At 68.7% G+C, this 13,879-nt stretch carries 9 protein-coding genes; 2 read left to right on the top strand and 7 right to left on the bottom strand.

The window, feature by feature from the left end:
- Window positions 1–186: 186 nt before the first annotated feature.
- From VF794_RS10780 to VF794_RS10790, 3 genes are read right to left on the bottom strand one after another with little or no spacing between them, the layout of a single operon-like run.
- Entirely contained in the window at window positions 187–555 is a 369-nt protein-coding gene (locus VF794_RS10780) for a hypothetical protein (protein WP_331109403.1), read from the bottom strand.
- A gap of 11 nt (window positions 556–566) precedes the next feature.
- Window positions 567–1,658: a restriction endonuclease fold toxin-2 domain-containing protein gene (locus VF794_RS10785; protein WP_331109405.1), complete on the bottom strand. Its 1,092-nt coding sequence runs from the start codon at window positions 1,656–1,658 to the stop codon at window positions 567–569.
- 41 nt (window positions 1,659–1,699) lie between these two features.
- Entirely contained in the window at window positions 1,700–6,025 is a 4,326-nt protein-coding gene (locus VF794_RS10790; RefSeq protein ID WP_331109406.1) for a DEAD/DEAH box helicase, read from the bottom strand.
- Window positions 6,026–6,186: 161 nt separating this feature from the next.
- Here VF794_RS10790 and VF794_RS10795 point away from each other — a divergent pair, with 161 nt between their 5' ends.
- A complete protein-coding gene (locus VF794_RS10795) occupies window positions 6,187–6,972 on the top strand; it encodes an SRPBCC family protein (RefSeq protein ID WP_331109408.1) in 786 nt (261 codons plus the stop codon).
- Between the two features lie 30 nt (window positions 6,973–7,002).
- Window positions 7,003–8,172: a zinc-dependent alcohol dehydrogenase gene (locus VF794_RS10800; protein ID WP_331109410.1), complete on the top strand. Its 1,170-nt coding sequence runs from the start codon at window positions 7,003–7,005 to the stop codon at window positions 8,170–8,172.
- Window positions 8,173–8,190: 18 nt separating this feature from the next.
- Here the strand turns inward: VF794_RS10800 and VF794_RS10805 are convergent, their stop codons facing one another.
- From VF794_RS10805 to VF794_RS10820, 4 genes are all read right to left on the bottom strand, one after another.
- On the bottom strand, window positions 8,191–9,054 hold the full coding sequence (locus VF794_RS10805; RefSeq protein WP_331109412.1) for an SDR family oxidoreductase: 864 nt from the start codon (window positions 9,052–9,054) through the stop codon (window positions 8,191–8,193).
- A gap of 17 nt (window positions 9,055–9,071) precedes the next feature.
- Window positions 9,072–12,062, bottom strand: coding sequence for an Ig-like domain-containing protein (locus tag VF794_RS10810; RefSeq protein ID WP_331109414.1), 2,991 nt, complete (start codon window positions 12,060–12,062; stop codon window positions 9,072–9,074).
- A gap of 73 nt (window positions 12,063–12,135) precedes the next feature.
- Entirely contained in the window at window positions 12,136–12,738 is a 603-nt protein-coding gene (locus VF794_RS10815) for a DUF2378 family protein (protein ID WP_331109416.1), read from the bottom strand.
- A 119-nt stretch (window positions 12,739–12,857) separates the two neighbouring features.
- Window positions 12,858–13,879 (bottom strand): aromatic ring-hydroxylating dioxygenase subunit alpha (locus tag VF794_RS10820; RefSeq protein WP_331109418.1); only part of this gene is annotated, 1,022 nt, incomplete at its 5' end.

The following is a 13,879-nucleotide window of genomic DNA, read 5'->3' on the forward strand; positions in this document are numbered from 1 at the left end:
ACTATGCCCGCGCCATCCAGGAGATCGCCACGGGCCTTGGTCACCCGTTCGAGCCAGAGAACCTCACGAAGGCACGAAAGGCCGTTGCCTAATCGGTGTGTCAGCTGGCCGGCGAGACCCGGTCAGCTGACACATCATACCGGCTAGTTGGCCTGCGCCGTCTCGGAGGGAGACCGAATCAAAGTTTCACCCGTATGAGCCAAGAACAACTTGGACGATCTCCGCTGGAGCAGTGCTGGGCTCCAACAGCAGGCTCGTGTTCATCGCCTCGTCGCAAAAGATGACTTCCTGGTCAGCAGGGATGAGTGACCGGCACCACTGCGCGAATTCGGCGCAGTCCTCCAATTCCCCTGAGAAGATGATCGCATTGCCATCCCGGGTAAGAGAGCCATAGAGCCCCCTCTGCGCCTTTGGCACTTCAAACTCCAAGACGTCATTGCTCCGAAGACTTCGGACCTCTTCGATCCGAACCGTTGGCCACCTCCGAAGCAACTCGCTCTTGAAGTCATGGGCCGAAAAGACCCACCCAGTCTTGACGATGACGAGATAATCCACTTGTCATCTCCTCACTGCTTGACCACTACTCGGCCTGGAATTCTAAATTCCTGCATCAACGACTCAAAAAAGACGATGGCACGACTGTCATTCACAATTATTTCGAGTCCTACCACGGGAGTTTTCGAATCCAGGATGATCGCAGCATACCGGGAGAATTGACCCGCTTCTTTCTTCCGGATGATCTGCCTCACCGACTCACCACATGCAGATCCAACAACAAAGGGACTTGTGTCAGGTTTTTCGACATATTTAGTGTCGATGAGGTGCGCATCACTGGACCGAGCGCCATCCGCCCACACACTCTCGCCGCCTCCTTCTACCAACACCTCCTCTGCTCCAGCGTGCTTCCGTTGAAAGCCATAGGGCTCCTCCGGCTTGGCTGGGAGCGCCCTTTTCTGGGCCTTTCGGATCCACTTCTCGAAGGCAGCGGGGTCTGGCGTCTTCGTCGGTCGGCCCTCGTACTCGGGGGGCTTGCGGTTGCCGCCCGAACCTCCCGCCATCAGCACCACAGGTGCCTTGACTGAAGAGGGCGCCTGTTCCATTGCCATCGCGGAGACACGGCCTCCTTGGGGCAAGGCGAACTCTGGCGTGGGAGGGGGAGGACCTCGGGGCGCCTTCGCCACGGCTTCCCTCGTCAGGATGACGGCCACGACGTTGATGCCCACCATCGAGAGGGCTCGCGCCAGGGATGTGGCTGATTCATCAAGGTCCGCCGAGCTTCGAGCAAGCTCGGCTCGGTTCACGAACGTCCACAGGAAGTGGGTGAGATCTACCGCCTGACCAGCCAGGAGCGTCACACCCAGCGCGAGCAGCGCGGCATCCACCACTTGACCTGCAATGGGGACACCTTGAGACCCGAGCCATACGGTTGTCAGGGTCCCCATGAGGGCGAGGTTCTCGGGCGTGAGCAGGACCCGCGCATCCTCGGTCATCGTCGCTGGCAGCCTCGCGAGCGCGCGCGAGAACGAGCGACACAGCTTCTCCTCTTTTTCCATCCGAGCCACGGGCAGGGATGTCGTCCTGCATAGGGACTCTTCCGGAGAATGGGCTGAAGCGGAGAGCGCGAACAACAGACTCAAACAGAGGGCCAGGCCCTTCATGCGGACTTCCTTCAAGGGAGGCGAAAACCCTTGTCTTGGGCTCAGTTGGCCTGTGCCGTCTCGGCGGTGCTGCCGTCCTCGCCCTCTCCGTCCTCATCGTCTCCCTGTGCATCGAAGCCCTGGGGTACGCCGTCCACGTAGGTGACGACATTGCCCACCGTAGCCGGTACTCGAGGGCCCGGGGTCACCACTCCTGTGAGGTTGAGTGGGTCCACCGCCGAGAGTTGCACGCGCACTCCCGAGGGCTGCTGCCGCCGCACCGCTCGTGCCACGTCTACCGCCTCGGGCAGCGCGAACTGCTCTCCCACGAAGCCCGACACGAAGCGGCCTCCGCGGATTTCGCCTCGTGCCTCCATCCGCCGGTACACGTACAGCAGCTCTCGCCACGAGGGCGCCAGCGACTCACGCATCACCAGGTCGCGCCAGACGATGCCGTAGCGTTGCAGGAAGAGGCGTGCCAGTGATTCACGTACCTCGTCCTCGGGCTTCGGCTCCGAGGGCACCAGCAGGCTCCAGCGGCCCGGGCCTCCTCGCTGCAACAGCTTCTGTCGCTTGCGCTGCGCCGGGCTCTGAAGCACTCGCAGGTTCTGCACCGCGTCCGCTGTCACGAGGCCTCGCGCCACCAGTTCCCACAGCGCGTCCTCCACCTCCGCCGGCAGTCTTCGGGAGCGCGAGCAGAGGTCGTTGAAGAAGCACGCCCCCCGCTGCTCCAGCACCGCCACCACGTCCTTCGCCGGTCCCGACAGGTCCGGCGGCACCCACACGCCTCCGTCCGCGAGCACCGCGTTCGGTCGCGCCGACGACAGCATCCAGTCCAGGTCCTCGCGCCGCACGAAGGTCAGGCTCGCGTTGCGGTTGGGTGAGGCCGCTCGGGAGCGCGGTGGCTCGGGCTCCACGGGCGTCGCGGGGGCGCCTCGGCGCGGGCCCGGCGTGGGCTTCGCGTCCTTCATCGTCAGCCGGCCCCAGGCCACCTCGCCCGAGTAGCAGGCCCGCTCCAGCAGGTCCCCCAGGTAGCCCTTCATTCGCGCGGGCAACAGGAAGCGTTCCCAGGCCGACGCGGGCGCCTCGTAGCCCTGGAGCAGACTGATCGCCTTCGACAGCCCCGTCGAGCCTCGCAGCGCGTCCAGTTCCTCCAGGTGGTGCCACCGGAAGAGGAAGCGCATGAAGTCCCGGGCACTGAGTGGCTCGATCTCCTTGCGCAGCCGGCCCACCGTCAGACGGTGGATTCGCTGGAGGAGCCGCCGATCGCACCACTCCACCACGGTCGAGGTGGACTCCGGCCGGAAACGGCCTCTCAGGATTCCTCCCGTGGCCTCCAGTTGGTGCAGCGCGAGGTTCACCTCGGACTCGTCCAGCGCCGTGTAGGCCGAGAGCTCCGCCGCCGTGGTCGGGCCCAGCATCTCCATCCAACCCCGCACCACCTGGGACACCGCCGCGTCCCTCTCCACCGGCTTGTCTCCCGGCAAAGGCGCCAGTTCCGGTTGCATGGGGGCTTCGGGGAACAGGGCTCGGATGGGGCTCTGGCGCTCCGCTGGAATGAGGAACCGTTTCGGCCCTACCTCCAGCCACGCCACCCTCCCCTGCGCCAGGAGGCTCGGAACGAAGCGCGGCGGCACTTCCGCCTCGGGCATCAGCACCAGTTGCAACAGGGCGTCGTGTAGCTCGTCCTCGTCCCGCAGCGGGGGCGCCGCGTCCCGCACCACCTGATTGATGGCGTCCGCGTCCAGTGCTCCGAACGAGGCCGCGTCCTCAGCGGGCAGCGTGCGGCGCAACACCACGTTGCGCACCCGCCGCTCCTCCGCCGGGGCGTCGTCCAGGAACGTGTACGGCTGGCTGTTCACCATCTGGTGCGCGAACAGGCTCGGCTCGGGCACGTCCCTCGCCACCAGCTTGATGCGCCCGTCCTTCATCCGCCGCAGCACCTCGCGCAGGCCGTCGATGTCCATCGCCTCGCGCAGGCAGTCCTCCATCGTCTGCTTCACCAGCGGATGCTCCGGCAGCTCGACGTCCGCCCCTCCGTGGTTGTCCTGGCACCCCACCTGCGCCGGAAACACCGCCGCCAGCAGGTCCTCGCTCCTCGCCCGCTGGAGGTTCGGCGCCACCCGCTTGCCCCCCGCGAAGCGCGACAGCGACAGCGCCCGCGTCGCGTTCCACCGGAAGCGCGTCCCGAACAGCGGCGCCTGCAACACCGCCTGCACCAGCACCTCCTCCACGTTCTCCGGATTGAGGAACTGGAAGATGTCCTCCAGCGGGAAGGAGTGCTGCTCCCCCAGCGACAAGAGCAGGCCGTCCTCCGTCGCCGCCGCCTGGAGCTCGAAGTCGAAGGTGCGGCAGAAGCGCTTGCGCAGCGCCAGGCCCCACGCCCGGTTGACCCGGCTGCCGAAGGGCGCGTGGAGGATGAGCTGCATCCCCCCCGCCTCGTCGAAGAAGCGCTCGGCCACGATCGTGGTGTTGCTCGGCACCACGCCCCCCAGCATCTGCTGCCCCGCGCGCAGGTAGGCCATCAGCGCGTCCACCGCCGGCGGCGGCACCTTCAGCTCCTTCTCCAGGAACCGCGCCGCGTCCTCGCGCTCGAGCAACTCCTGGCGCAGTCGGCCCACGTGCACGCTCAGCTCATCCGTGCGACCCGGCGCCTCGCCCCGCCAGAACGGCACCGTCGGCGGCTGCCCGTGCGCGTTCTCCACCATCACCGACGCCCCCATCACCCGCTGGATGCGCCATGCCGTCGTCCCCAACAGGAAGATGTCCCCAGGCGAGGACTCCACCGCGAAGTCCTCGTCCAGCGTCCCCACCACCTTGCCCTCGGGTTGGGCCACCACGTTGAACGAGAAGGTGTCCGGAATCGCGCCGCCATTGGTGAGCGCGGTAATCCGCACGCCCCGCCGCGCCTTGAGCCGCTGGTTCACCCGGTCCCGGTGCAGGTGCACCCCCGCCCGCCCCCGCCGCAGCGACACGCCCTCCGAGAGCGTCTCCAGCACCTTCTCGTACTCGTCATACGTCAGGTTCCGGTACGGGTACGCCCGGTGGAACAGGTTGTAGAGGGCCCGCTCGTCCCACTCCTCGCACGCGCACGCCGCCACCACCTGCTGCGCCAGCACATCCAGCGGCTTCTCCGGCATCCGCACTGCGTCGAGGTCCCCCTCGTACACCGCGTTCAGCAGCCCGACGCACTCCATCAGCTCGTCGCGCGTCATCGCGATGAGGATTCCCTTCGAGATTCCCCCCTTGTAGTGGCCCGCTCGGCCCACCCGCTGCAACAGCACCGCGATGGACCGTGTCGTCCCGAGCTGCACCACCAGGTCCACGTTCCCCACGTCGATGCCCAGCTCCAGCGACGCCGTGGCCACCATCACCGAGAGCTGTCCCGCCTTCAGCCGCTCCTCGGCCGATAGCCGCAGCTCCCTCGACATGCTCCCGTGGTGCGCCGCCACCTTGTCCGGCCCCAGCCGCTCGCCCAGGTCGTGCGCCACCCGCTCGGCCATCTTCCGCGTGTTCACGAAGACGAGCGTCGTGCGGTGCTCTCCCGCCACCCGCACCAGCCGGTCATACACCTGGCCCCACATCTCGTTCGTGGCCAGCGAGCCCAGCTCCGCGTCCGGTATCTCCACCCGCAGGTCCCATGGCCTCTGGTGCCCCACCTGCACCAGCCGGCACGGCTCCGCCCTCTCGCCCGTGAGGAAGGCCGCGATCGCCTCCAGCGGCTTCTGCGTCGCCGACAGGCCGATGAGCTGCGGCTGTACCTCGGTAATCGCCTTCAGCCGCTCCAGCGACAGCGCGAAGTGGCTCCCCCGCTTGTCCCTCGCCAGGGCGTGGATTTCGTCCACGATGATGGTGCGCACCGAGCGCAGCGTGGCGCGCGCCCGATCCGCCGTGAGGTACAGGTAGCAGGACTCCGGCGTGGTGATGAGGATGTGCGGCGGCCGGCGTACCATCTTCGCGCGTTCGGAGGCCGCGGTGTCTCCCGTGCGCACCTGCACCCGCAGCTCCTGCGGCTTGTACCCGGCCTCCCGGGCACGCTGGAGCAGTTCCTCCAGCGGCTGGAGCAGGTTCTTCCGCACGTCGTTGCCCAGCGCCTTGAGGGGCGACACGTACAGCACCTGAGTGCTGTCGGGCAGCCGGGCCTCCAGCGCCAGGCGGAAGAGCCGATCCAACGCCGCCAGGAAGGCCGTGAGCGTCTTGCCGCTGCCCGTGGGCGCGGCGATGAGCACGTCACTCCCCGCCTGGATGAGGGGCCAGCCCTCCACCTGGGGCCGCGAGGGCTCGCCCAGTCGCTCGGTGAACCACCGCTGTACCACCGGGTGGAATGGCTCGAGGGCCGGGTGGACTGCCTGGGAGGACACGAATTCGAGGGCAATCTGCGGGGCCATGGCGGTCTCCCTTCAGACTGAACACCGGTTTAGCAGGGGCGTCAACGCGCCTGCCTGGAGGACGCGCGTACAGCAGCACACACCCGCATCGCCCCCCGGGGCAGTGGGACCCTCCGGCGAGCGTGAAGAGCTTCCACCACCGCATGTAGGAGGACGCCCGCATGATGCTTCAAGAAAGCGAACTGATTGGGACCCGAGGTGCACAGCGGCCCCAGCTCGACCCTTCGCTCCAGCACGGCACCAAGGGAGCGAACGTGAGCACCGGCGAGCGGGTGGCCTCGGTGGTGGTGGGGCTCGGGCTGGTGGCCTACGGGCTGCGCCACCGGACCGTGCCGACCCTCCTGCTGGCGCTGGCGGGCGGCTCCCTCCTGCGCCGGGGACTGACGGGACGCAGCCGCGCGTATGCCCTGATGGGCGTGACGGAGGCGGCGGGCGAGCCGGGCGTCGTCTTCGAGCTGAACACCACCATCCTCAAGCCCCGCGAGGAGCTGTACCGCGTGTGGCGCGACTTCGAGAACCACCCGCGCTTCATTCCGAACCTGCTGTCGGTGCGCAACCTGGAGGCGGGGCGGAGCCACTGGGTGTTCCAGGGCCCCGTGGGCGTCGTCCTCGAGTGGGACTCGCGCCTCACGGAGGATCGGCCGGGCGAGCGGATTGAATGGCACACCCTGCCCGGCTCGAAGCTGCCGCACACCGGCACCGTCCGCTTCGAGGACGCGCCGGGCGGCCGGGGCACGGTGGTGCACCTCGCGCTGCGCTACCACGTGCCGGGCGGCCGGGCCGTGGCCCTGGTGGCGAAGCTGCTCGGCGAGGAGCCCAAGCAGTACCTCTCCCGAGGCCTGCGCCAGTTCAAGCAGCTCCAGGAGACGGGCGAGGTGGCCACGGTCGACGCCCAGACGCACGGCCACCGCTCGCGGCTGGGCAAGACGCTGTCGCCGCGCTCCTGAACAGAGGACCCGAGGGACGGAGGAGAGACCATGAAGGCTGTGTGCTGGACGGGTGTGAATGAAGTGCGGGTGGAGCAGGTCCCCGAACCCTCGCTCCTCAATCCACGGGATGCCATCGTGAAGGTGCGGGCCACCACCATCTGCGGCTCGGATCTGCACCTCTACGACGGTTACATCCCCGCGATGCTCAAGGGCGACATCCTCGGCCACGAGTTCATGGGCGAGGTGGTGGAGGTGGGCAGCAAGGTGAAGAACCTCAAGCCGGGGGACCGCGTCATCGTCCCCTCGGTCATCAGCTGCGGCGACTGCTTCCACTGCAAGAAGGGCCAGTTCTCCCTCTGCGACAACTCCAACCCCAAGCCCGCCATGGCCGAGAAGCTGTGGGGGCACGCCACGTGCGGCATCTTCGGCTACTCGCACATGCTGGGGGGCTACGCGGGCAGCCACGCCGAGTACATCCGCGTGCCCTTCGCCGACGTGGGGCCTCGCAAGGTGCCGGAAGGGCTCAGCGACGAGCAGGCCCTGTTCATCTCGGACGCCTTCCCCACCGGCTTCATGGGGGCGGACTTCTGCAACATCCAGCACGGGGACACCGTGGCGGTGTGGGGCTGCGGCGCCGTGGGCCTCTTCGCCATGAAGAGCGCGTGGCTGCTGGGGGCCGGGCGCATCATCGCCATCGACCGGATTCCGGAGCGGCTGGCCATCGCCCGCAAGCACTGCCAGGCCGAGGTGCTCGACTACACGAAGGTGAACGTGGCGGAGGCGCTCAAGGAGCTCACCGGCGGCCAGGGTCCGGACGCGTGCATCGACGCGGTGGGCATGGAGGCCCATGAGACGGGCTTCGAGGGCGCCTATGACCGCGTGAAGCAGGCGGTGCGGCTGGAGACGGAGCGGCCCTACGTGCTGCGCGAGGCCATCCAGGCGTGCCGCAAGGGAGGCGTCGTCTCCATCCTCGGCGTGTACGGTGGGGTGCTGGACAAGTTCCCCATGGGCGCGGCGATGAACAAGGGCCTGACGCTGCGCATGGGGCAGATGCACGCCCAGCGCTACCTCGACCGGCTCATCGGCCACGTGGAACGGGGCGAGGTCGACCCGTCCTTCGTGGTGTCACACCGGATGGCGCTCGATGACGCCCCCCGGGCCTACGACATGTTCAAGAAGAAGACGGACCAGTGTCTGCGCGTGGTGCTGACCGCGTAGCCGACACGGACGTGCGACTCAGGCCTGTACGCCCGCCAGCTCGGCGCTCACCTTCCACAGCCGGGCGGCGAGCTCCTTGTCCCGCGAGCGCGCCGAGGACTTCGCGGGCTTGTTCTTCACGTAGTAGCCGCCCGTGACGCCCTCCAGCTCGGGGGCGCTGGCCAGGTACACCAGCGTCCGCGCGCCCACCTCGGGCGTGTCCATGAAGGGCCGCATCAGCCGGAGCATCACGCCGAAGGGGCCTCCCGCGCCCTTGCCCAGCTCCGTCTTCACCCCGCCCGGGTGCATGACGTTCGTCGTCACGCCCGTGCCCTCCAGCCGCCGCGCCAGCTCGTAGGTGAAGAGGAAGTTGCCCAGCTTGGACTGCGCGAGCGCCCGGAAGGCGCTCCACTTCTTCTCCCCCTGGAGGTCGTCGAAGTGGATGTTGCCCGCGGCCTCGGCGCCCCCGGAGCCATTGACGACGCGGGCGGACCCGGCGGCCTTCAGCGCGGGCAGCACATGGTGCGTCAGCGAGAAGTACGCCAGGTGGTTGACGGCGAACATCCGCTCCAGGCCGTCCTCCGTCACCTGGCGCTCGCTCATGTACAGGCCCGCCTGGTTCACCAGCACGTGCAGCTTCGGGTTGCGCGAGAGGAAGTCCGCCGCGCCCTGGCGGATGGACTTCTGCGAGGACAGGTCGGCGAGGAACAGATCCAACGACGTGTTCCCCGTCTGGGAGGCGATCTCCTTCTTCACCGCCTCGCCCTTGGCCCGGTCCCGGCAGCCAATCACCACCGTGGCGCCCAGCGCCGCGAGCTGCGTGGCCGTGGCCTTCCCCAGCCCGGACGTGGCCCCGGTGACGAGACAGACCTTCCCCTGCATCGAATTCGTGGACTGCGTCATGAACTCCCCCTGTGCGGCTAAGGCGATTGGATGATGACGTCGTCGATGTAGACGCCGTCCGAGGTCCTGTTGGCGCTGGCCGCCTTGAGGCGGAAGCGCAGCAGCATCTGCGTCTTGCCCGCGAGGCCCGTCAACGGCAGTGACCGCACCGCCCAGCCCTGGTTGCCCGTGAAGGTACCGAGCACCTGGGCCCAGGTGACACCATTGTCGTAGCTCGCCTCGACAGTGACGTTGTCCTTCTTCACCGTGCGATTGCGCATCCAGAACTGCACCGTCACCGACGAGAGGCCGGAGATGTTCACCGGCTGCGCCAGCGCGGCGTAGCTGTCGACGCCCAACTGGTACTTGCCGATCGCGCTGTCGGTCAGGCTGTTGCGGGCACTGTGGAAGCTGCTGGTGGTGAGGCTCCAGGGCGTGCCCGTGGTGGGCACCGGCAGCCGCCACGCGGCCGTGCCGTTCTCGAAATTTTCCGAGAAGAGCGTCTGTCGGGTGGTGAAGCGGGACGTGAACGGCGAAGCCATGGCGTTGCCCGCCAGGTCCTTCACCCCGCTCACGTTCACCTCGTACGTGGCCATCGAGCCAAGCAGCACCGTCGGGGCGAAGGTGGCCACCCGGGTGGTCGAGTTGTACGTGATGTTGCCAGCCACCTGGGTTCCCGAGGCGACGTGGATGAGCCGGATGCCCGACAGGCTCGAGGCATCCACGCCCTCGCTGAACGTCACCGTCACGAGTTCCGAGGAGGCCACGCCCGTGGCCGCGTTCGCCGGGGTCACCGTGCTCACGGTCGGCGCCAAGAGGTCCGCCGCCGCGCCCGTGGTGAAGGACCAGCTCGTCGCCACCATCGCGTTCTTGGAGAGGTCCCGGATGCCCGAGGAGAGCGTCACCGGATAGGTGGAGGAGAAGCCCAGCGCGACCGAGGGCTTGAACGTGGCCGTCCAGGTAGAGGCGTCGTAGCTCACCGTGCCGGCGAGCTGCCCCGCGCCCGCGAGCGTGAAGGTGGAGGCCGTCACCGACGAGGACTCCACGGCCTCGTTGAAGGTGACCACGATGGAGGTGTTCGTCGGGACTCCCACGGCACCGCTGAGCGGGCTGCGGAAGGCAACGACCGGGGGCGCGGTATCCGCCGCGGCCGTGGTGTAGTCCACCAGCAGGTCCGTGGGCAGGCGGTTCGGCAGGACAGGATCATCCGAGACGATGCCGCTCGGGCCCCCCACCAGCGTGAGCGAGTAGTCCTTGCCGGAGGCGTAGCCGCTCCCCGCGCGAGGAGTCACCTGCAGCTGTCGGGTGGACGCGTTGTAGGCGAGGTCCACCGGGATCGACACCGGCTCGAGGCCCGTCACGTCCTGGAGCAGAACGGTGGAGGCGTTGAGGGTGGACTGAAGGATGGGCTGATCGAACTGGACGAGCAGCGGGGACGACGCGGGGAAGGAGAGGTTGCCATCCGCGGGGACGGTCTCCGCCCGCAGGTTGACCCAGAGGGTGGTGCTGCTCCGGACGCCGCAGCCCGGCCCGTTGGTGGCGTCGAGCGTGTAGGTCGTCGAGCGGGTGGGGCCGGCCACCGGCTGCGCCCCACTGGTGGCGGAGAGCGCGCAGTCCGCGCGGTTGCAGGACCAGGTGTAGCTGGCCCCCTCGACCGGCGAGGGGCCGATGACGACGGAGGCGCCCGGGTCGAGGTACTGGTCCGCACCGGCACTGCCCGGGCTCGTGTAGACAGTGACAACCGCGCTCGCCGAGGCCGTCCGCGAGAGGGCATCCGTGACCGTCTGGGTGAAGGTGGTGGTGACGGAGGGCGTCGCGGTGGGCGAGGCCTCGGTGGTGCTGTTCAGGCAGCCCGTGCATGCGGGGCTCACGCTCCACGCATACGTGTAGGGCGCCATACCGCCGCTCGCCGGGAGGCCGATGGAAATGGACTGGCCCGCGCACACGGCCTTGTTCCCACCGGCATCCGCCACCAGTGCCGGCGCGACGGTCACCCGCACCGAGTCGCTCCCGCCGCACGACTCCGCATCGGTGACGACGAGGGTGAACAGCGTGCTCTCGGCGGGCGTGACATCCGGCTGGGCCACGCTGGCGCTGCTCAAGCAGCTCCCCTCGACACAGTCCGGAGTGGCGCTCCAGGCATAGCGGTAGGGCGCCGCGCCACCCGTGGCCGGGACGCCAATCCGGGCACTGGAGCCCTTGCCGATGGTGAGATCCGCGCCGGCGTTGGCCACGGGCAATTCCAGCACCTTCCCGCCCAGGGTGCGGGAGGCGAAGCAGCCATTGCTGTCGGTGACGGTGAGCGTCGCCGACATGCTCGCGGGGCCTGCCGGGACCGTGAACCGCGCGTCCACACCGGACAGCGTCGTGGAACCGAAGGTCCAGACGTAGTCCGTGAGGGTCGCCGGAGCGGTGGCGGTGGAGTTGCCGCCGCTGAGGCTCCAGCGGTCGTTGCCGCACACCTTGGGCGCGGCGGAGATCTCCGGAACCGGGAGCGCGTTCACGGTGACCACCACCGAGTCCGTGCCCGTCCGACCCGAGGCCGTCTCGCGCACGGTGAGGACATAGGTGGTGGTGCTGCTCGGCGAGGCCATCGGCTGCGCCTCGCTGGCCGAGCTCAGCCCGTCCGCCGGAGACCAGGAGTACTCGAGCCCCGACTCGGGAGCCGGACCGATGCGCGCCGACGCACCGGCGCAGAAGGTCACATCCGGGCCCGCGTCGACCACGAGCGACACCGGCGAACCCGCGTCCGTGCCAGTACCCGCGTCCGTGCCGGTATCGGTGCCCGCGTCCGTTTCAGTGCCCGCGTCCTTGCCAGTGTCGGTGCCCGCGTCCGTCCTCGTGCCCGCGTCCGTTCCGCTGCCCGCGTCCTTGCCCGGGAGCGTCGTCCCGGAATCACGGGGCGACTCGACCGGCGCCTCCTCGCCCGAGCCCACGTTGACGGCTGGGTCTCCACCGCAAGCCGCGAGGAAACACACCAGCAGGGACGCCACTGGCACCGCACGCGACAACAGGTTTTGAACGCTCATCACCGCGAGAGCGTAACCTTTTTGACAATCCGACCGGAAATCGTTGGAGCCGCAGGGATTCCAGCTTCGAACGTCAGCGCGTCGCCAACCCCACGGCCACCGGCTTCTTGGCGGCGTGCGTCCAGGTGAGGCGGAAGGTGGCGGCCGTGCCGTCGAAGGCCACCGGCACCACGGAGAGGTCACCCGCCCCAGCCGCGCGCAGCGTCTCGGCGAGGAAGCCGCACGCGAAGAAGGGGTTGTCCGCCATCACGTCCTTCATCCACAGCGTGGCCGCCTGGGTGCCCAGCTCCTCCACCCGCACCTCGTTGAAGTTGTTGCCGGCGCGCACGTTGTGCGGCACGCGCTCCAGCGTGTGCCGGGCCCCCAGCCGCGTGACGAGCGCCATGCTCGCGCGCCCCTGCGCCGTCTGCCGGTAGCCCTGGAGGTAGCGCTCGCCCAGGCCGGACCACGCCTCCTGGGGCGAGGCCCCGGGGAAGATGTCGCTCGCCGCCACGCGCAGGAAGGCCTTCCACTGCTCCAGCGCGTAGGCCGGCCGCAACGACTCGCTCAGGTCCAGCCCCGCCTCCTTCAGCCGTCGCCGTCCGTCGCGCGTCAGGTACGGCCCCAGGGCTCGCACGAAGAGGGCATCCACGGACTGCGCGAAGATGAGTTTCTCGGTGCTCAGCGCGGAGGTCATGCCCGAAGCGTGTCAGCCCCCCGCGACCCGGGGCCATGCCTCTCCTGGAGATGTGTGCGCTGGTGAAAAACTCGTAAGCCCGGAAGGCCGTGGATTGTCCGCTGGTGCGCGGGCCGTGCTCACACCCGCATCTTCAGCCGCGTCTCCTGCACCTCGTCGGAGGCGGCCGGCACCTTCTCGCGCTCGGCCTGGCGCAGCAGCCGGAGGATGGGCGGGCCGAGCACGTCCACCTCGGTGGAGGCGAAGGTCTCCGAGCCGAAACGGCGGATCGTCTCCGTCTGGCGCGCGAGCATCTTCGCGTCCTGCCCGAAGATGTGGAGGGCCACGGGGGTGAGGAAGGGTTTCACCAGCCAGTGCGGCAGGGGCATGCGGAAGGTGACGACGGCGAACACCCACGTCTCCCAGTCGTCCACGGGCGTCATCGCCGAGGTGACGAGCAGGTGGCTGTCATCGCCGATGCGGTACTCCACCTGGGCGAGCGAGGGCAGCAGGAAGCGGTCGAAGTGCTTCACCACGCCGCCGCCCGGGGCCAGCAGCTTGCCGGCGAGCCCTTCCGGGCGCGGCTCGCCGATGTACTCGGCCTCCACGCGATCGGCGCCCTTGCGCACCACCACGTCGATTTCATTGCGCTTCTTCTCGGTGCGGAACAGGCCGCCGTGGAGGAAGGCGGTGTGGGGCACGTCCAGCGTGTTCTCCAGCAGGGAATGCAGCGAGCCCTTCGCGTGCAAGGTGCGGCGCACGGTGCTGTAGCCGTGGGCGTCCAGCAGGGGGAAGCGGTAGGGCTCGTGCGTGGGCTCGACGCCGGGGGTGGAGTACACCCAGACGAAGCCGTCCTGCTCACGCGTGGCGTGCGAGGCGGTGCAGCGCGACTTCGCCTCGGGCTCGCCGATGAGGCCGGGGATGGCGCGGCACTGGCCCCCCGCGTCGAAGCGCCAGCCGTGGTAGGCGCACTGGAGCTGGCCGCTCACCACGCGGCCCATGGACAGGGGCACGTTGCGGTGGGGGCAGCGGTCCACCAGCGCCGCCGGCTTGCCGCTCTCGGTGCGAAAGAGGACGAGCGGCATGCCCTGGAGCGTGCGCGCGAGCGGCTTGCGCCCCAGCTCGCGCGAGGCGCAGAGGATGAACCAGCTCTGCGGGAGCC

This window comes from Archangium sp. (assembly GCF_036389735.1).
In the GTDB taxonomy this organism is placed as follows: domain Bacteria; phylum Myxococcota; class Myxococcia; order Myxococcales; family Myxococcaceae; genus Archangium.